Below are 20,423 nucleotides of genomic sequence, written 5' to 3' on the forward strand. Positions count from 1 at the left end.
GCATTTCACAGCCCTGTCCCGCTGCGCCTACTTTCCACACCACAGACCGACCCCTTGCCCGGTGGAGGCTTTAATCACACCCGTTCAACGACAAGGAACTCATCATGAGTATTGAATTCATCGGTTACATCGGCGGTCATCATTCTTCAGAGATCCACCCTCGCAGCGGCCCTACCCTGCAACCGGAGTACGTGGAGAAAGTCGCCCGCGCTCATGACGAGGCCGGTTTCGACCGCGCCTTGGTGGCCTTCCACTCCAACAGCCCGGACAGCACGCTGATTGCCTCGCATGCCGCCAGCGTGACCAAGAATCTGAAATTCCTGATCGCCCATCGGCCAGGTTTCGCCGCGCCGACCCTGGCCGCGCGGCAGTTCAACACCCTTGATGTGCTCAATGGCGGACGCACCGCGGTGCACATCATCACCGGCGGCGACGACCGCGAACTGCGGGCCGACGGCAGTTACATCGGCAAGGACGAACGCTACGCACGCACCGATGAATACCTCGATGTGTTGCGCCAGGAATGGACCAGTGAAAAGCCCTTCGACTATCAGGGCACGTACTACCAGGTCGAGGGCGCGCATTCGGCGGTGAAGTCGCCGCAGCAACCGCACATTCCGCTGTATTTCGGCGGCTCATCGGCAACGGCCATCGCAGTGGCGGGCAGGCATGCGGATGTTTATGCACTGTGGGGTGAAACCTACGAACAGGTGCGCGAAGTGGTGAACCAGGTGCGTGCCGAAGCGGCCAAACACGGGCGTAGCATCCGCTTCAGCCTGTCGCTGCGACCGATTCTGGCGGACACCGAAGCGCAAGCCTGGGAGCGTGCCGAACGCATCCTGCAACAGGCTACCGCCCTCGCTGAGCAGAACGGTTTTGTCCGCCGCGAACCACCGAACGAAGGCTCCCGGCGCCTGCTCGCGGCAGCGGCCCAGGGCTCGCGGCTGGACAAGCGATTGTGGACCGGCATCGCCGGCCTGCTAGGCGCGCAAGGTAATTCGACGTCGCTGGTCGGCACTGCGGAACAGGTCGCCGAAGCCCTGCTCGACTATTACGACCTGGGCATCACCACCTTCCTGATTCGCGGCTTCGACCCGCTCGACGATGCCATCGACTACGGCAAGCGGCTGATCCCACTGACCCGCCAATTGGTGGCCGAGCGTGAACGGCAAGCAGCGGAAAAAGTGGCTTGACCACCCCGATTCTGCGAAACAAAAAAGGGGCTTACCTTGCGGTAGGCCCCTCTCTTTTGAAGTGGATTCGTATCACTCTTTATAAGCCGTATCGCTGCGCTCCAACTGCCGAATCAGCGCATTCCAGTGCCGGGCAACACCCGGCCCGTCACCACTTTTGAACACCTCGGCCTGTTTCTCGACCTTGGCCACCACTTCGGCCGGCGGGAAGATCAGTTCGGCGTTGCCACCCGCCTGTGCCGCGATCTGAATAGTGCAGGCCCGCTCCAACACATGCAGTTGCTGGAACGCATGCTCGACGCTGATGCCCGCCGTCAACAACCCATGATTGCGCAGGATCAACACGCTCTTGTCACCCAGATCCGCCACCAGCCGTTCGCGCTCGTCCAGGTCCAGCGCAATGCCTTCATAACCGTGATAAGCCACCCGCCCGGAAAAACCAATGGAATGCTGAGAGATCGGCAGCAGGCCATCGCGCTGGGCGGACACGGCGATGCCGTCGCGGGTGTGGGTATGCAGGACCGCTTGCAGGTCTGGACGCGCACCGTGAATGGCGCTGTGGATCACATAACCGGCGTAGTTGATACCGAGCCCGGTCGGGTCGTCGACGAGGGTGCCATCGATGTCGACCTTGACCAGGTTGGAGGCGGTGATTTCATCGAACAACAAGCCGAAGGCGTTGATCAGGAAATGCTCGTCGGGGCCCGGCACCCTTGCGGAGAAGTGCGTGTAGATGTGATCAGTCCACTTGAACAAGGCCGCCAGCCGATAGGCCGCGGCCAGTTTCACACGCACCTCCCACTCTTCGGGGCTGACGCGCTGGCGAACATTTTTCGAGACACTGGATAACGGGCTGACGCTGCTCATGGCAAAACTTCCTGGATGGCCTTAAGGATCTCCAGCAAGCCTAGGGGAAGGCAAAAAATAATAAAAAGCACATTTTAGTCTAAGCTAATTATTATTTTTTTTTATTATAAATCCCCCTCTCACGCCGCGCTCTTGATCTTCTGCAGCGACCCGGCAACCAGTTTGCCAAAGGCGTCAACCGGCCCTTGCAGGTTGCCGAGAAAATGCGGATAGATCAGCCACAGGTCCATCAGCGGCTTGAAATCCTTGAGCGGCATCACCGCCAATTGCTCGCGGTGGGCACTGCGCTCCAGCAATGGACGCGGCACCAGCCCAAGGCCCAGGCCATCGGCGACCAGGCCCAGCTGCAACTCGGTACCGAACGTTTCCAGGTTCACCCGCAGGGCCAGGCCCTGGTCCGACAGGGTTCGTTGCAGCCCGGCGCGGAAGCCGCAACCATCAGGGTTGAGAATCCAGCCGCTCTGGTAAACGTCGGCGAGTTTGCACGGACGCTTGGGCAATTGCGCCTGGGCGCACACCACCACCAGTTCCATCTTGCCGATCGACTCACCGACAATGTTGTCGGGGAAAATCTTCCCGGCCGGGAACAGCGCAGCTGCCGCGTCCAGTTCACCGCGTTCGATTTTGCCGACCAGTTGACTGCCCCACCCCGTGGCCACCTGGGCGCGCAATTCGGGGTATTCGATTCGCAGGTGCTTGAGTGCATCGAGCAGCACCACATCGCCGATGGTTTGCGGAACGCCCAGGCGCAACAGCCCGGTGGGCGGCGCGTCGGTGGCGACCAGTTCGCGCAAGGCATCCATTTCCCGCAGGATCAAACGGCACTGCTCGTACACCCGCGTGCCGATCAGCGTGGGCTTGAGCGGCTTGGTGTTGCGGTCGAACAACTCCACGCCCAACGCCTGCTCAAAGTTCTGCACACGCCGTGTGATGGCGGGTTGAGTCAGTTGCAGCGACTCGGCGGCATGGCTGATGGACTGGCAACGGATCACTTCGACAAAGGCGTCGATATCATCAATTTTCATTTGGCCCGCACATAGAGAACAGTCAATAAGATGTCTGAAAAGCATAGTTCTATTGGTGATATCTGGATAGCCCGGCGCGCCTATCGATAACGTCTAACGCTATGCACAAGGGTTCTAAATTCCTTTCAGCTATAACCTAATCATTAAAAAATAGCATATTAAGCAAAATCATTATGCTTAAATCATGACATCACTTTTCAACACGGACGATGGAATCACCATGACCCAAGCCCGACACCCAGAGAGACTCAGAGCATTCATAGGTGCCCTGGCGGAACTGATCGACAGCAACCCCCGCGAAGGCGATTTACTGCACCGTGGCGGCAAACTGCTCGCCCAACTGGTCTGCCATGACGACTGGTTGCCTGAAGACTTTGCCCGACCAGACCCGGAGCGCTATCAGCAATACCTGCTGCATGCCGACTCACGGCAGCGTTTCAGTGTCGTCAGTTTTGTCTGGGGGCCGGGGCAAAGCACGCCGATCCATGACCATCGGGTGTGGGGGCTGATCGGCATGTTGCGCGGCGCGGAGTATTCGCAAGGGTTCGAACGACACGCCGACGGCACACTGGTGGCCGAGGGCAACCGGGTTCATCTGCTCCCGGGCCAGGTCGAAGCCGTATCGCCCCGGATCGGCGACATTCATCAAGTCAGCAACGCCTACAACGATCAGGTCTCCATCAGCATCCATGTCTATGGCGCCAACATCGGCGCCGTGCGCCGCGCGGTGTACCAGCCCGATGGCAGCGAGAAACTGTTCATCTCCGGTTATTCCAACACCCTCCTCCCCAATATCTGGGATGTGTCCAAAGAGAGCCAAGCCTTATGAGCACTGCACTCACCCGCTCCTACGCCGAGATCCGCCAGGCGCTGCTGAACCGTGAAGAACTGGCGTTAGTGGATGTACGCGAAGAAGCCCCCTTCGCCGAAGCGCACCCACTGTTTGCTGCCAACATTCCGCTGTCCAAGCTCGAACTTGAAGTGTTCTCGAGGATTCCTCGGCGAGATACGCCGGTGACGGTCTACGACAATGGCGAGGGTCTGGCGAGCATCGCCACGCAGCGCTTGCAGGATCTGGGCTATGTCAATGTCAGCCTGCTCAAGGGAGGCCTGGAAGGTTGGCGCATCAATGGCGGCGAGTTGTTCATCGACGTCAATGTGCCGAGCAAAGCCTTTGGTGAACTGGTTGAGAGCCAGCGTCATACGCCTTCCTTGGCGGCGGAAGAGGTCCAGGCATTGCTCGACAACGAGGCCGATGTGGTGGTGCTCGACGCCAGGCGCTTCGATGAGTACCAGACCATGAGCATTCCCACCGGCATCAGCGTACCGGGAGCGGAGTTGGTGCTGCGTGCCCGGGAGCTGGCGCCGGATCCGGCGACCCGCATCATCGTCAACTGCGCCGGACGCACTCGCAGCATTATCGGCACGCAGTCGCTGATCAACGCCGGCATCGCCAACCCGGTTTCAGCCTTGCGCAACGGCACCATCGGCTGGACCCTCGCCGGTCAAACCCTGGAACACGGCCAGTCGCGCCGATTCGCGCCGACCAGCGAAGAGAATCGACACATCGCCGCCCGCGATGCCCGTCGCATCGCCGACAAAGCGCTGGTGGGCCGTGCCACCCTGGCCGACCTGCAACGCTGGCAACAGGAACCGAGCCGCAGCACTTACCTGTTCGACGTACGCACCCCGGAAGAATTCGAGGCCGGTCACCTGCCCGCTTCCCGCTCCACGCCCGGCGGCCAACTGGTACAGGAAACCGACCACTTCGCCAGTGTGCGCGGCGCGCGCCTGGTGCTGGTCGACGATGATGGCGTGCGCGCCAACATGTCGGCCTCCTGGCTCGCACAATTGGGTTGGGAGGTGCACGTGCTGGATGACTTGCAGCCTGCGCACTTCAGTGAAAAAGGTGCGTGGAAGGCGCCGGTTCCCACGCCGCCGCAGGTCGAGGAAATCAGCGCTGAAACCCTGTCTCAATGGCTGGCCGAGGGTGACAGCGTGGTGCTGGATTTCACCAGCAGCGGCAACTACGTCAAGCGCCATATCCCCGGCGCGTGGTGGGCATTGCGCGGGCAACTGCGTGAGGCCCTGGCCAAGGTGCCGCTGGCGCAGCGGTATGTACTGACCTGCGGCAGCAGCCAGTTGGCGCGGCTGGCGGTCGCCGAGGTCGAAGCGTTGACCGGCAAAACGGTGTTTCTACTGCGCGACGGCACCGCCAGCTGGATCGCCGCGCAACTGCCGCTGGAGCACGGCGAAACTCACTTGGCTTCGCCGCGCATCGACCGCTATCGCCGCCCTTACGAGGGCACCGATAACCCGCGTGAAGCGATGCAGGCTTATCTGGATTGGGAATTCGGGCTGGTGGACCAGTTGGCCCGCGACGGTACCCACGGCTTTTTCGTGATCTGAACACCCCGGCTCGTGTGCCTTTTGCGGGCACATCAGCCACCTGACATTAAATTCGGACCGACCCCTTTCTCCAGGCGGAGGTGCCCTGAAACAGCAAGACCCGCCTGGAGCATGCCGTTATGCGCATCACCCTGCCCTTCAAATCGCTACTACTGGCCGTCGCCCTCAGCCTCGGGACCACGGCGCAAGCCGCCGACCTGCAGCCGCTGCGGGTGGCCAATCAGAAATCCACGCTCAAGGTACTGCTGGAGGTGTCCGGCGAGCTGAAGAATGTGCCCTACGAAATCCAGTTCTCCGAGTTTCCCGCCGCCGCGCCGTTGGGCGAGGCGCTGAATGCCGGTGCGGTGGACATCGGAGGTCTGGGCGATGCGCCCTACGTGTTTGCCCTCGGGGCCGGCGCGCCGCTCAAAGTCGTCAGCATCGTGCATGCCGAGGGCCGCTACACCACGGCCATTCTCGCGCCCAAGGACTCGCCGCTGAACGACGCCCGCGACCTCAAGGGCAAGCGGATCGTCACCACCCGCGGCTCCATCGGTCACTTCCTGGCGATCAAGGCTTTGCGCGATGTCGGCCTGAGCACCCAGGACGTGCAGTTCATTTACCTGCTGCCCAGCGAATCGCGCATTCTGCTGGATAACGGCAGCGCCGACGCTTGGTCGACCTGGGACCCTTACACCACCATTGCCACCACGCAAAGTCAGGCCAAGGTACTGGTCAGCGGCGACACCTTGCTGACCAATCACTTGTACCTGGCCGCCACCCGCCAGGCCATCACCGACAAGCGCCAGCAACTCGACGACTTCGTTGCCCGCATCGATCGTGCCTACCGCTGGACCAACGCCCATCCCGAAGAGTTTGCCGCCGCCCAGGCGCAAGTCACTGGCTTGCCGCTGGCGGTGCACCTGGCGGTGGCCAAAGCCACACACATAGAACCGGTAGCGATTGACGACCAGGTCATCAGCGGTCTGCAAACCACCGCGGATATCTATCAGCAGGAAGGCATTCTCACTAAACACATCGATGTCTCCCAAGGCTTCGATAAAAGCTTCAACGCCCCGCGTGCGCAACTTAACCAGGCATCGCGCTAACGATGCGACGGATTCAGGAGTAGAAACCATGAGCAAACAACGTCAACTGAAACTCGGTGCAATGGTCCATGGCGTCGGCCATGGCTGGGGCGAATGGCGCCACCCGCAGGCTCTGGCCAACGCCAGTGTGAATTTCGGCTTCTATAAACAGCAAACGCAATTGGCCGAAGCGGCGAAGTTCGACTTCGTGTTCATCGCCGACAGCCTGCACATCCACGAGAAGTCCAGCCCGCATTACCTCAACCGCTTCGAACCGCTGACCATCCTCTCGGCCCTGGCCGCGACCACCCGGCACATCGGCTTGGTGGCGACCGTCACCGTCAGCTACACCGAACCGTTCCAGGTCGCCCGGCAGTTTGCATCCTTGGACCATATCAGCGGCGGTCGCGCCGGGTGGAACGTGGTGACGTCGTGGCTCAGCGGCACCGCCGACAACTTCGGCAAGGCCGAGCACCCGCCCCACGCTGTGCGCTACCGCATCGCCAAGGAGCATGTGGCGGTGGTCAAGGGTTTGTGGGACTCCTGGGAGGACGACGCCTTCGCCTACAACAAACAAAGCGGTGAGTTTTTCATCCCTGGCAAGTTGCATGCCCTGGAACACAAGGGTGAATTCTTCTCGGTGAAAGGCCCGCTCAACATCGCCCGTTCGCAGCAAGGTCAGCCGGTGATTTTCCAGGCCGGTACTTCTGAGGACGGCCGTAACTTCGCCGCCGAAAATTCCGATGCGATTTTCGTCAGCCCCGAGGGCTTCGACGAAGCGCGCGCCTACTACCAGGACTTGAAAAAACGCGTCAACGGCTTCGGTCGCGACGCACAAAAGCTGTCGATCCTGCCCGGCATCCGTCCGATTGTTGGCCGCGATGAAGCGGAAGTTGAAAGCCGCTATCAACAGGCGGTGGAGCTGGTGAGCATCGAAGATGCCATCGTCGCGCTCGGCCGGCCGTTCAATGACCATGACTTCAGCCAATACCCGCTGGACGCACCGTTCCCCGAGCTGGGCGACCTGGGCTCCAACAGCCAGAGAGGTGGTTCGGACCGGATCAAACAATTGGCCAAAGACGAAGGCCTGACCTTGCGTGAAGTGGCCCTGCGCTTCTCCCGGCCACGGCGCGATTTCGTCGGTACACCCGAACAAGTCGCCGATGCCATTCAGAAGTGGTTTGAAGACGGTGCAGCCGACGGTTTCATCATCAATTCGTTGCTGCCGGACGGTCTGCAGTATTTCACCGAACTCGTGGTGCCGGTGCTGCAACAGCGCGGACTGTTTCGCAGTGAGTACAGCGGCAACACCCTGCGCGACAACCTTGGCCTGCAAGTGCCCGTCAACCGTTACGCGCAGGCTGAAGAAAAACGCGCGGCAGTGAGCGGATCCTTCAACCCGCTGCTGGCGGCCATCTGACGAGAGCCTGACCATGACGAAACCGAACACTCACGGACAGTTCAATCGGCGCGGCTTCCTGGCGGCCAGCTCCATCGCCCTCGGCGCGCTGGGGTTGTCGTCGCTCGGACTCGCCTCACGCGCGTTCGCCCAAAGCACCAACCTCTCGGAGCTGACCCTGGGGGTCGCCACCTACCGGGGCCAGGACTCGTACTTCGTCGAAGACGCCGGCACCGCCACCACGCCTTACAAAGTCGAATATTCGGAGTTCGCGGGTGGCAACCTGATCGTCGAAGCGCTGGCCTCGGGCAGCCTGGACCTCGGCAACATGAGTGAGATCCCGCCGATCTTCTCGATCCAGAGCCATCGCCAGCCGCGATTGATCGCAGTGCTGCAAGGCGATGTGAACAATCAGGTGTTCCTGATTCCCAAGGACTCGACAGTCGAGTCGGTCGGCCAATTGCGCGGCAAGCGGGTCGGTTATGTGCGCTCCACCACCTCGCACTATTTTCTGATCAAGGCGCTGAAGGAGCAGGGTCTGACCCTGAACGACATCACGGCGGTGGCGCTCACCCCGCAGGACGGTTTCACGGCGTTTCAGAGTGGCCAGCTCGATGCCTGGGTGATCTACGGCGTGTTCATTCAGTTGGCGAAATTCCGCAGTGGCGCCCGGGTATTGAAAACCGCCCTGGGTTACCTGTCCGGCAACTACTTGATCGCCGCCCGGCCCGCCGCACTCGAAGACCCGCTACGCAAGCAAGCGATCCAGGATTACCTGCAACGACAGGCGCGCACACTGGAATGGATCAACAACAACCCCGAACCCTGGGCGACCAAATCGGCGCAACTGCTGGGCGTCGACAAAGCGGTGTTTCTCGACATGCACAACAGCCGCAGCCAACCCTACAAAATCATCGAAGTGAACGATCAGGCCATCGCCTCGCAACAGGAAGTCGCCGACCTGTTCTTCGATGCGGGCGTGCTGAGCGAACGGCTCGATGTGAGTCCGTTGTGGGACAAGAACTTCAAGCTGCTGCCGTTATGAATCAAATCGCCAAACACCACAGTTGATGGCGGTGGAACCACTTTCGGCTCTCACCTTTTGATGAGTGAATTCCTATGAGTCTTTCTTCTCAACACGCTCCGCCACTGCGATCGGTCGAAGCGGCCAATTTCGAAGCTTTGCTGGAAAGCATCGGCCAACAACTCGGCGCCACTGCCCACGTTTATGACGAGAGCGGCGCCTTCCCCCATGACAATTTCAAGCTGCTGCATGAGCACGGTCTGGTCGCCCTGACCGTACCCAAAGCACTCGGTGGCGGTGGCGCGAGCCTGGCCCAGGCACGCAACGCAATCAGCGCAATTGCCAAAGGTGAGCCCTCGACGGCGCTGATCCTGGTGATGCAGTACATCCAGCACGCACGCTTGCAGGACAGTAAAAACTGGCCCGAAGCGCTGCGCCTGCAAGTGGCGCAAGATGCGATCCAACAGGGGGCATTGATCAACGCCCTGCGGGTCGAACCCGATCTCGGCACTCCAGCACGCGGTGGCCTGCCGGCGACCATTGCCCGGCGCACCGCCGCCGGTTGGCGGATCAGCGGCAGAAAGATTTATTCCACCGGCAGCCATGGCCTGACCTGGTTCAGTGTCTGGGCACGCAGCAACGATGAAGACCCACTGGTCGGCGCCTGGCTGGTGCACAAGGACACCCCCGGCATCAGCATCATCGAAGACTGGGACCACTTGGGCATGCGCGCCACCTGCAGCCATGAAGTGGTGTTCGACAATGTGCTGGTGCCGCTGGACTACGCGGTTAGCGTCAGTCGCTGGAGTGCCCCACAACCCGAGCTCGATGCTGATGGATTCCTGTGGATGTCGGTGTTGCTGGCATCGGTCTATGACGGGGTCGCCCAGGCAGCTCGCGACTGGCTGGTGGGCTGGCTGGAAACACGCAAGCCGTCCAACCTCGGGGCGGCGCTCTCGACCCTGCCACGCTTTCAGGAAGCCGTCGGACACATCGACACCCTGCTGTTCGCCAACCGCAGCCTGCTTGACGCTGCCGCGAACGGTCACACACCGGCCAGCAATGCTGCGCAGCTGAAATACCTGGTCACCGGCAACGCCATCCGCGCCGTCGAGCTGGCCATCGAGGCATCCGGCAATCCCGGTCTGTCACGCCACAATCCGCTGCAACGGCATTACCGCGACGTGCTGTGCAGCCGTGTTCACACCCCTCAAAATGACGCCGTTCTACAAGGCGTCGGTAAAGCGGTCTTCGCTCAGCGCCAACCAAAGGAGCGCCCATGAGCCAGCTCGTTATCGCTAGCCAACTGGATGAAGACTTCAACGAAGTGATCCGCCAGCGCCTTGAGCAAACACACCCGGGGGCCAAGGTCCTCAGCGTGCCGGTCGGAGTGCCCAGCGACCTGCCGGCGGATGTCAGCATCTTGCTGGCGCGGCCGATCAATGTGCGCGGCTATCTGGCACCGGACACGCCGCCACCGGGTTGGCCGTATGGCCTGCGGTGGATTCAGGTGGTGTCTTCAGGCATCGACTTCTATCCGCAATGGCTGTTCAACGGCCCGCCGGTGAGCACGTCGCGGGGCAGCGCCGCCGAGAACATCGCCGAATTCGCCCTGGCGGCGATCTTCGCCGCTGCCAAGCGTCTGCCGGAGATTTGGGTGCACGACTCGCAATGGAACTTCAGCGCGCTGACCCCGCTCAAGGGCAGCACCCTGGGGATTCTCGGCTTCGGCGCCATCGGCCGCAGCCTGGCGGGCAAGGCCCACGCATTGGGTATCCAGGTGCTGGCGTTGCGGCAGAGTCAGACGCCGTTCGAGGTCGAAGGCGTGCAGGCGGTGCGCGACATCCATGAACTGTTCGCCCGCTCCGACCATCTGGTGTTGGCCGCGCCGTTGACCGAGGCGACCCGGCATATCGTCGACCGCGCCGTGCTCGCCAGTGCCAAACCCGGCCTGCACCTGATCAACATCGCCCGTGGTGGTCTGCTGGATCACGGGGCGTTGCTTGAAGCACTGGACAGCGGAACGATCGGCCTGGCTTCGCTGGATGTCACCGAGCCTGAGCCACTGCCGGACGGACATCCGTTGTACATCCATCCACGGGTGCGCTTGTCACCCCATACCTCGGCGATTTCCACCAACAGTCGGCATGAGATTGCTGACAGTTTCCTGGCCAATCTTGAGCGTTATCTCAACGGTTTGGCGTTGGAAAATCAGGCGAACGTACAACGCGGGTACTGAGTCCAGCCGATCTACCCTCATCGCGGGCAAGCCTCGCTCCCACAGGTTATGCAGTAACTGTGGGAGCGTGGCTTGCCCGCGATGGCGTTTCAACTGCCAAAAAACTACATCAGTTTTACGCATTTTATATTTCTACTTAATTCCTGTTTTTTATAATTAACTTATAACTAATCGGACTTTTACAGCGCCTATTTATACAAATATTGTTACCACCATCACCGACCCCTGACCAGGTGGAGGCCCACGGAACTGTACGTTTTTCCGGCCGACACCACCCCACGGTCAATCGCCACACCCAAACCTGAAAACCGGCTCAAGCCGCCCCACCGCCAAGGCCTGCGGACCCTGGCCCGGGCAACGCTTTGCCGAAAAAACATAACGACGCCAACGCAGCACTTACACACCCGGGGCTCACCATGCACAACATTTTCAGTACAAACCGTTTGCCGCTGGCCGTGTCGCTGGCGATTTTCGGACTGTCGGCCCAGGCCGAAGAAGCCGCCAGGGAGGGAGCCCTGCCCGTGGTCACCGTGACCGCCGAACACCATACCGAGGACTTGCAAAAGACCCCGCTGGCGATTTCCGCGTTCGACGAAAAAGCCCTTGAAGACAAGCAGATCAAAAGCATCCGCGACCTCTCCGGGCAAGTGCCGAACCTGACCCTCAGCCGCCAGTCGATCTCCTACAGCGCCCAGACCTACGGGATACGCGGCATCGGCGAAACCGATCCGATCCAGGAATCCGCCGTCGCGGTCTACGCCGATGACCTGTACATCCCGCGGGCCATTTCCTCGATGCTCGACTTCAACGACGTCGAGCGTGTGGAAGTGTTGCGTGGCCCGCAAGGCACGCTCTACGGGCGCAACAGCAGCGCCGGTGCGATCCGCGTGATCACCCGCGATCCGACCCAGGAAACCCGGGGTTTCTTCGAGCTCGGCGCCGGCAATTACAACGCGCAGAACGGCCGATTCCTGATCAGTGGTCCGCTGGTGGACAACACGCTGTTCGGCAGTTTTTCGGCGATTCGACTGACCCGTGACGGCACCGTCTCCAACCCGACCCGTGGCGAGGATGTGAACAACGTCGACATCCAGTCCTACCGCGGCAAGCTGCGCTTCAACCCCATCGATTCGCCGTGGGATGTGCAACTGACCCTGGCCGGCACCTTCGACCGTGGCGACACCACTAGCTACACGCCGTTTGATGCCAACGGCCACTTCGACAAATTCAAGAGCTACAGCAGCCTCGACCCGAAGAACCGTCTCGACCAAGGCAGCTCGGTGCTGCGCGCTATCTACGCCATTGACGACCACCTGAACTTCAAATCAGTGACCGCTTATTCGGCGTTCAACCAGCCGGTGGACTACGACAACTCGGGCCAAGCGGCGCTGATCCAGCAAAACCTGATCACCTACAGGCAGGACTACGCCACCCAGGAATTCCAGCTCAACGGCGACTACGACAAATTCAGCTTCAGCACCGGCCTGTACCTGTACCGCGAAAAGTTCGAAGCGGACCGCGACAACCTTACCTATTCCGTTGCACGCAACCGGGTCATCGGCCAGGGCCAATACAGCACGACCAACACTGAAAGCTACGCGTTGTACGGCCAGGGCAGTTACAAAATCACGCCGCAGCTGTCGCTGATCGCTGGCCTGCGCTTTACCCGCGAGCACAAAAACTTCGAGTACACCAACTACGCCATCAATACCAACCGGCAGATCACCGGGACCAACTTCACCGCAGAATCAAGCAAGTCGTGGCAGTCCACCAGCCCGAAACTCGGCTTCGAATACGCCTGGACGCCGCACCTCAATCAATACGCCTACGTCGCCAAAGGGTTCAAGGCCGGAGGCTACGACAACCGCGCGCCGACCCGGGCCGCCGCCGAGCAGGCGTTCTCGCCGGAAGACGTGACCACCTGGGAAACCGGCTTCAAGGGCGACTTCTTCGACCAGCGCCTGCGCGCCAACCTCGCGCTGTTCTACAACGACTACAAGGATTTGCAAACCAACGCCTACGACCCGGCGCTGGGTGTCAGCCTAAGGACCAACGTCGGCCAGGCACACACCTATGGCGTAGAACTGGAAACCCTGACCGCGCTGACCCGTGACCTGCAACTGACCGCCAATGTCGGCTACCTGGAAAGCCAGTACGACGACTTTGAAAATGCCAGCGGTGCCGGTGTCGATGCCAACGGCAAACAGTTGGTGTTCTCGCCGCGCTGGAACGCCAGCGTCGGCATCAACTACACCATCCCGGCCGGATTGCCCGGCACCTGGCTGGCCGGCACCGATGCCCAGTTCCAGACCAAGTCCTACGCCAACGCGCTCAACGACGACGTCCAGGAAATCCCCCAGCAGACCTTCTGGAACGCCAACACCCGCTACATCTCCGGCGACGGTCACTGGACCACCACGCTGGCGGTGAAAAACCTGCTCGACCGCGCCTACCCGCAATCGGTCGGCTACGTGCCCTCCAGCGGTGCCCGCTTCTACTCCATCAACGACCCACGAACCCTCTTGTTGTCCGTGCGCTACGACCTTTAACCCCTAACGCGAACACCGGATTCCTTACCGCCTGAACGCAAGGAGCACCACGATGGCTTTTACCCGCAGAGAACTGATTTCCCGTATTGCCGCCGTCGGTGGCTATTCCGCTGCTGTCGGCGCCCTCGGCGCGCTGGGGCTCACACCTCAGGCCGTGGCGGCGAGCTTCAACCCGTTGCAACTGGGCAGCAGTGGCAAAGGCAAGCATGTGGTGGTGGTCGGCGCCGGTATTTCCGGGTTGGTCAGTGCCTATGAACTGCGCAAGGCTGGCTTTACCGTGACCATACTCGAAGCCCGAGAGCGAGTGGGCGGACGCAACTGGACCCTGCGGCGTGGCACCAAAGTCGATTTCGATGACGGGGTCAGCCAGACCGTCGACTTCGATGAGGGGCACTTTTTCAACGCCGGTCCCGCGCGCATTCCCAGCCATCACCAAACGATCCTCGGCTACTGCCGCGAGTTGGGCGTGGAGCTGCAAGTGCTGGTCAACAGCAGCCGCAACGCACTGGCCTTGCCGGACCCGAAACGACCGGCCTTCCAATTGCGCCAGGCGGTCAACGACACTCGCGGGCAACTATCGGAACTGCTGGCGAGAACCGTCAGCCGCAAAGCCCTGGACCAGGACTTGAGCGTCGACGACCGTCAGGCACTGTTGAACTTCCTCAAGGTCTATGGCGACCTCAACGCCGACTTCAAATACAAAGGTTCGGTGCGCTCGGGTTACACCCGTATCCCCGGTGCCGGCGATCAAACCGGCATCACCCGTGCACCGCTGGAGCTACAGACCCTGCTCAACCCCAAGCTCTGGGGTGCGTTAGTGTTCGATGAAATCCCGGAGTTTTCCTCGACCATGTTCCAACCGGTTGGCGGCATGGACCGGATTCCCTACGCGCTCTACGACAAGCTCAAGGATGCGGTGCGTTTCAACGCCGAAGTCAGCGATATTCAGACCTCCGAAAACGGCAGCCGCATCACCTACCGGAACCGCAAGACCGGCACAGCCCAGACGCTGAGTGCCGATTACGCCATCGTCACGGTGCCCCTGCCGTTGCTGGCCAAACTACCGAGCAACTTCAGTGCGCCCTTCAAGCAAGCGATTCTCAGCGCACAAAGCGATCAGGCCAACAAAGTCGCCTGGCAGTCACCGCGCTTCTGGGAAACCGACTTCAACATCTACGGCGGATTGTCGTATCTGGACCATGAAGTCAAAGGTTTGTGGTACCCCAGTGATCGGCTGAACAGTGCCCAGGGCATTCTGGTCGCGGCCTACAACACCAGCGAATCGGCCCAGGCCTTCAGCAAAAAATCCCTCGCCGAACAGTTCGCCTCCTCGCGGCAAGCGGTCGAACTGCTGCACCCCGGACACAGCACCAAACTGCAAAAACCGGTGGCCATCAACTGGGCCAAGGTGCCCTTCAGCAAAGGTCCGTGGATCGTCAATGACGAGGTCGGCGAGAGCGCTTACCAGATCCTCAACGAACCCCAGGGCCGCACGTATCTGGCCAGCGACGCCCTCGCCCATGGTGGCGTCGGCATCTGGCAGAACAGCGCCGCCGACTCGGCGCGACGCATCGTTTCCCTGATCGGCCGCCATGCCGAACGCCAGCAACCGGGCGTTGCTGCCTGACTTTCTCCAATAAAGGACTGACCGATGAAAACCATGACTTTGCTCACAGGACTCCTCATGACCGCGACCGCCCTCAGCAGCCACGCCGACGAGATCAAACGCGTCGCCCTGCCCAACTCGAACTTCCCGATTTCGCTGGCGGTGTCGGTGCCGGCGCAAACCGACCTGCTGTTCATCAGTGGCCTGCTCGCCGACCTGCATGACCCAAAAGCAGCGAAGGATACCTTCGCCGCCTATGGCGACACCGCAACCCAGACCACCTCGATCCTCAACAAGCTCAAAGGCGTACTGCAAAGCCAAGGCCTGGACCTGGGTGATGTGGTGCAACTCCGGGTGTTCCTGGTGGGTGATCCGGCCAAGGGCGGCAAGCTCGATTTCGCCGGGTTGCAGGAAGGCTATACGCCGTTCTTCGGCAGCACCGCGCAACCGAACAAACCGGCGCGCACCGCCGTGCAGGTGGTCGCCCTGCCGTTGCCGGGCGGGCTGGTCGAAATCGAAGCCGTCGCCGCGCGCAAGAAGTGACACGGCCATCATCCGACATTCACGGAGTTCCACGTTGATGCTCAACTGCCCAGCACGCCGCACGGCGCCGACTTACCGTCCGTTATTACTGCCGCTGTCGATTGCCTGCGGCCTGGCTTCATTCAACATCGAGGCCGCCGAAAGCGCCTCACCGACCCTCGACACCGTGGTCGTCACGGGTAACCGTGGCACCGTCGAACGCACCGTCACCACCAGCCCGACGCCGATCGATGTGGTAACCGGAGAACAATTGCGTTCGGTGGGCAAACCGAGTTTGTTGGAGGCCCTGAGCAAATTCATCCCCTCCTTCAACCTGCCCGACCGTGCTGGTTGGGATGCCAGCGGCGTGGTTCGCTCGGCGACCCTGCGGGGACTGACCGCGGCCCATGTGTTGGTGCTGGTCAACGGCAAACGCCGGCATACCAGCGCCACGCTGAACATCAACGGCATCAACAGCGGCGCGGCGCCCAGCGATCTCGACCTGATCCCGGTGGCGTCCATCGATCACATCGAGGTGCTGCGCGATGGCGCGGCGGCACAGTACGGCTCGGATGCGATCTCCGGGGTGATCAACATCATCCTCAAGCAGACCACCGGCGGCAGTTCCGACACCACCCTCGGCCAAGGCTACGATGGTAAACGCGGGACCGCGCAGGAAGCGCTCAATTATGGTTTTCAGGTCGGCGAAGCCGGTGTGCTCAATGTCTCGCTCGACACTCGCTACCAGGAGCGCGACAACAAGGCCGGCAGCAATGGCTACAGTGCGCATTACTATCCGCAGGCCGACGGTTCGCCCGACCCGCGCGAGGCCGATGCCAGCCACCACACCTACAAAGGCTACGGCTTGCCCCGCAGCCAACTGGCCGATGTCGCCTACAACCTCGACCTGCCGCTGAACGATGCCGTCACCCTTTATTCGTTCTCGACCCTGGCCACCCGGGAGAACAATGACGGCCAGAACTTCCGCTTGCCCAATGGGCGCAACACCATCACCACCGGCCCCAATGGCTATCCCGACGGTTACAGTCCTTACTGGCTGATCAACGAAACCGACTTTCAGTCCGCCTTCGGTGCCAAGGGCGAGGATTTCGGCGGCTGGGCCTGGGACCTGAGCAGCACCTACGGGCGCAACTACGCCAAGCAACGTACCTACGACAACCAGAACCCGTCGCTGGGTGAAAACACCCCGAACAAGTTCACCTCCGGCATCTACATCGCCGACCAGTTGACCAGCAACCTGGACCTGAAAAACAGCTACGAAATCGGCCTGGCCAAGCCGCTGGATGTTGCCTTCGGCTTCGAGCATCGGCGTGAAAGCTATGAGACCCGCGCCGGCTCCGAAGCCTCGTATATCGATGGCGGCTACGTGTTTCCCGCCGGCCATCCACGCGCCGGGCAGCGCCCCGACCCGGGTGCTCAGGTCACCAACGGCATCACCCCTGAAGACACACAGAAAGTCAGCCGCAACAGCGTCGCCAGCTACGTCGACCTGGGTTTCTACCCTGTCGAACAGTGGTACCTCGGCGTCGCCGCGCGTTACGAGCATTACAACGAAGGCGTCGGTGGCACCCGCAGTGGCAAACTCAGTACCCGTTATGAGTTCAACCCGGTGTTCTCGGTGCGCGGCACCATCAGCAACGGCTTTCGCGCACCGTCGCTGGCCAACCAGATATTCACCGCGCGCTCGACCGGGTTCGACACCATCAATGGCGTCTACCAGTCTTACAACTACGTGATTCTGCCTGTGGACTCGGTCGGCGCCCAGGCCCTTGGGGCCGAGTCGTTGAAACCCGAACGTTCGACCAACTTCAGTCTCGGTTTCGCCCTGACTCCCAGCGAAGACCTGAGCCTGACCGTGGACGGCTACGTGATCAACCTGCGCGATCGCCTGGTGCTCAGCGAGCGTTTCCAGGGACCGGGCGTCGCGGCCCTGCTCGACAGCATCGGCGTACCCGCCACCGCCGGCGCGCAGTACTTCACCAACGGCGCCAACACCCGAACGTCCGGGGTCGATGTGGTCGGCAATTACCGGCAGAACCTGAACCAGTTCGGCTCGGTGAGATGGACCGCGGCGCTGAACTACAACCACACGCAAATTCTCAGCGTCAACGACACACCATCACAACTGACTGCCCTGGGCAGTAACTTCCAGTTGCTCGGACGCCAATCGCGAGCGCTGATTACCAAAACCTCCCCCAGCAGCAAGATGATCTTCTCCGCCGACTGGGCGATCAGCGACTTCGACGTCAATCTGCGGCTGACCCGTTATGGCACCTACACCGAGGTCAACAGCTCAAGCGATCCAAGCCTGGATCGCGAGTATTCGGCCAAATGGATCACCGACCTCGACGTGGCGTATGCGATCAACAAACAACTGACCGTGGCCGTCGGCGCACAGAACCTGTTCGACAAGTACCCCGACCATATCGGCGTAAGCAACTCTTCGTTCGGCGATAACTGGGGCAGCTATTCACCCTTCGGCTTCACTGGCGGTTACTACTACACCCGCCTGCAATACGCGTTCTGACTCCTCGGGCGCGCAGAGCAAGAGCAAAAGATCGCAGGGTATTTCGAAGTGCAGCCATTCATTCTGATCAATGCCGAGCCCGGTAAGGATGGCGCCTGAGGCTTAGGTTCCATATAGCCTGACACAAGGCTCTTATTCCATTAAAGAAGTACATATTGTTTTTATAGTGCGTTTCAATCTATGCGCTGGAGCTGATACAGAAACGTCCCTTTAAATTTGTTCAGGAGCCATGATGGCTGATCCAAAACCTCTGTTGTTTGCACTCTACGAACAAGCCAGTGTGGGATGTGGAGGGGCGCCGAGCCTCTGGACGCATCCGGCTGACGAGCGTCTGGCAATCAACTCGTTGGGCTACTGGTCGAACCTGGCGCGCATCGCCGATCAAGCCAACCTCGACATGCTGTTCTTCGGCGACGTGCTGGGTTTCTACGACGTCTTTGGCGGCAATGCCAATGCCGCGATGAAGTGGGCCGTAGAAGCTCCGGCCAACGACCCGCTGATGATCATTCCCGCCCTGGCCGCGGTCACCGAAAACCTAGCGTTCGGCGTCACGGTCACCACCAGCTATGAACACCCCTTCACCCACGCTCGGCGCTTCAGCACCCTGGACCACCTCACCAACGGCCGGGTGGGCTGGAACATCGTGACCTCTTACCTGTCCAGCGCCGCGCGTAACTTCGGCCTTGAACAGATGATCAAACACGATGACCGCTACGAACGCGCCGAAGAATTTCTCGATGTGGTGTACAAGCTGTGGGAAGGCAGTTGGGCCGATGACGCGGTGGTCGCGGATAAAGCTCATCAGCTGTATGCCCGGGGTGATCGGGTACGGCCGATTAACCACGTCGGCGAGCACTATCGAGTCGCCGGACCGCACCTCACCTCACCGTCGCCGCAGCGCACACCGCTACTGATCCAGGCCGGCTGGTCGGGTCGCGGTCGCGAGTTCGCCGCCAAGCACGCTGAACTGATCTTCATTGCCAAATCCAACCCTCAGGAAATCCGTCAGGGCCTGGAGGACATATGGACCAAGGCCCAGGCGCTCGGTCGCCAGCGTGAGGATGTGAAGTCCCTGACTGTATTGCGCATCGTCACCGCCAAAACCGAAATTGAAGCCCAGCGCAAATATGAGGCGTTGCAAAGCAACTACCACCTTCAGGCGCAACTGGTCAGTTATGCAGGCGACACAGGTATCGATATCAGTCGCTATGCCGACAGCGATGCATTGTCGACCCACACCGAAGGGCTGACGTCCTATGTCATGCACCCCGATGGCAGTGGTAAGCCGTTGACCGCCGGGGATGTGAAGCAACGTTTTGCCAAGGTCACCCGCGGCAGCGACCTGATTCTGGTGGGCACTCCACAACAGGTAGCCGACCGGATCGAAGAACACGCACGCATTTCCGGCACCAGTGGCTACATGATCAATCCGTTGATCAGCCCTGGCACACTCGAAGATTTCGTGGAGTTGATCATTCCCGAATTACAGAAGCGCGGTCTCTACAGAACCCAGCCGCAAAGCGGTACCTTCAGGTCCAGGTTAAGGGAAGATGGCAGTAGCCATTTACCTGGCTCGGCTTATGGCGCCTCATTCCGCTTCGGCAAGGCGCTTTAGCCCGAAGGCGACTGCTCAAGCGTTATCAAGCAGTCGCCGAACGTTCGAGGAAAACGTCGCGGGGCAGCGGCGCAGCGGTGGTTCTTTCAAGGGACACTTTCAATTCCATTCCCGGCAACTCTTCGATCACTTGTGATTGCGCCAGCAACTCCTCACCGGGCAACTCCATCAGCACAGTGGCTATTCGCACTGGATGTGCAGGGCATTAAGGTGCGCCTCCTGCCACAACATCAAAAGAAATAAATAATAATTTATTTATTCCTAAATTGAATATTTAAAATCACTAAGCTAATTCCCAAAAAATATTTATAAAATATTTTTTATAACCATATCCTTCATGGCAGATAGCCCTTCTCTCTT

The 20,423-nt window shown here is 60.5% G+C and carries 16 protein-coding genes; 13 read left to right on the forward strand and 3 right to left on the reverse strand.

Going from position 1 to position 20,423, the window contains the following annotated elements:
* The first annotated feature begins 104 nt into the window (after positions 1–104).
* Positions 105–1,193, forward strand: coding sequence for an LLM class flavin-dependent oxidoreductase (locus AC1D2Q_RS27475; protein WP_477815263.1), 1,089 nt, complete (start codon positions 105–107; stop codon positions 1,191–1,193).
* Positions 1,194–1,265: 72 nt separating this feature from the next.
* Here AC1D2Q_RS27475 and AC1D2Q_RS27480 read toward each other — a convergent pair whose 3' ends face one another.
* Together AC1D2Q_RS27480 and AC1D2Q_RS27485 are read right to left on the reverse strand one after the other, a co-directional pair.
* On the reverse strand, positions 1,266–2,060 hold the full coding sequence (locus tag AC1D2Q_RS27480; protein ID WP_019578559.1) for a class II aldolase/adducin family protein: 795 nt from the start codon (positions 2,058–2,060) through the stop codon (positions 1,266–1,268).
* Positions 2,061–2,179: 119 nt separating this feature from the next.
* Positions 2,180–3,085 (reverse strand): LysR family transcriptional regulator, encoded by a 906-nt coding sequence (locus tag AC1D2Q_RS27485; RefSeq protein WP_019578558.1) that lies wholly within the window; start codon positions 3,083–3,085, stop codon positions 2,180–2,182.
* A gap of 220 nt (positions 3,086–3,305) precedes the next feature.
* Between AC1D2Q_RS27485 and AC1D2Q_RS27490 the strand changes: the two genes are divergently transcribed.
* From AC1D2Q_RS27490 to AC1D2Q_RS27545, 12 genes are all read left to right on the forward strand, one after another.
* Positions 3,306–3,914: a cysteine dioxygenase family protein gene (locus AC1D2Q_RS27490; protein WP_477815264.1), complete on the forward strand. Its 609-nt coding sequence runs from the start codon at positions 3,306–3,308 to the stop codon at positions 3,912–3,914.
* Positions 3,911–5,494 (forward strand): rhodanese homology domain-containing protein, encoded by a 1,584-nt coding sequence (locus AC1D2Q_RS27495; RefSeq protein WP_477815265.1) that lies wholly within the window; start codon positions 3,911–3,913, stop codon positions 5,492–5,494. Before AC1D2Q_RS27490 ends, AC1D2Q_RS27495 begins: the two co-directional genes overlap by 4 nt.
* 119 nt (positions 5,495–5,613) lie before the next feature.
* Entirely contained in the window at positions 5,614–6,582 is a 969-nt protein-coding gene (locus AC1D2Q_RS27500; RefSeq protein WP_477815266.1) for an ABC transporter substrate-binding protein, read from the forward strand.
* A 28-nt stretch (positions 6,583–6,610) separates the two neighbouring features.
* A complete protein-coding gene (locus AC1D2Q_RS27505; protein WP_477815267.1) occupies positions 6,611–7,981 on the forward strand; it encodes an LLM class flavin-dependent oxidoreductase in 1,371 nt (456 codons plus the stop codon).
* Between the two features lie 13 nt (positions 7,982–7,994).
* Positions 7,995–9,005: an ABC transporter substrate-binding protein gene (locus tag AC1D2Q_RS27510; protein WP_477815268.1), complete on the forward strand. Its 1,011-nt coding sequence runs from the start codon at positions 7,995–7,997 to the stop codon at positions 9,003–9,005.
* Positions 9,006–9,079: 74 nt separating this feature from the next.
* Positions 9,080–10,267: an acyl-CoA dehydrogenase family protein gene (locus AC1D2Q_RS27515; RefSeq protein WP_477815269.1), complete on the forward strand. Its 1,188-nt coding sequence runs from the start codon at positions 9,080–9,082 to the stop codon at positions 10,265–10,267.
* On the forward strand, positions 10,264–11,223 hold the full coding sequence (locus AC1D2Q_RS27520) for a D-isomer specific 2-hydroxyacid dehydrogenase family protein (protein WP_477815270.1): 960 nt from the start codon (positions 10,264–10,266) through the stop codon (positions 11,221–11,223). Before AC1D2Q_RS27515 ends, AC1D2Q_RS27520 begins: the two co-directional genes overlap by 4 nt.
* 416 nt (positions 11,224–11,639) lie before the next feature.
* Positions 11,640–13,772, forward strand: coding sequence for a TonB-dependent receptor (locus AC1D2Q_RS27525; RefSeq protein ID WP_477815271.1), 2,133 nt, complete (start codon positions 11,640–11,642; stop codon positions 13,770–13,772).
* 52 nt (positions 13,773–13,824) lie between these two features.
* Positions 13,825–15,399 (forward strand): flavin monoamine oxidase family protein, encoded by a 1,575-nt coding sequence (locus AC1D2Q_RS27530; protein WP_477815272.1) that lies wholly within the window; start codon positions 13,825–13,827, stop codon positions 15,397–15,399.
* 24 nt (positions 15,400–15,423) lie between these two features.
* Positions 15,424–15,921 carry a RidA family protein gene (locus AC1D2Q_RS27535; protein WP_477815273.1) on the forward strand — a complete coding sequence of 166 codons (498 nt, stop codon included), beginning with the start codon at positions 15,424–15,426 and terminating at the stop codon, positions 15,919–15,921.
* Between the two features lie 37 nt (positions 15,922–15,958).
* Complete coding sequence (locus AC1D2Q_RS27540) at positions 15,959–18,448, forward strand: TonB-dependent receptor plug domain-containing protein (protein WP_477815274.1); 2,490 nt, start codon at positions 15,959–15,961, stop codon at positions 18,446–18,448.
* A 232-nt stretch (positions 18,449–18,680) separates the two neighbouring features.
* Positions 18,681–20,063 (forward strand): LLM class flavin-dependent oxidoreductase, encoded by a 1,383-nt coding sequence (locus AC1D2Q_RS27545; protein WP_477815275.1) that lies wholly within the window; start codon positions 18,681–18,683, stop codon positions 20,061–20,063.
* Between the two features lie 25 nt (positions 20,064–20,088).
* Here AC1D2Q_RS27545 and AC1D2Q_RS27550 read toward each other — a convergent pair whose 3' ends face one another.
* The gene (locus AC1D2Q_RS27550; RefSeq protein WP_477815276.1) at positions 20,089–20,253 is read right to left on the reverse strand and encodes a hypothetical protein; all 165 of its coding nucleotides are present in this window, start codon (positions 20,251–20,253) and stop codon (positions 20,089–20,091) included.
* Positions 20,254–20,423: the final 170 nt, after the last annotated feature.

This window comes from Pseudomonas sp. P1_A1, from assembly GCF_056406935.1.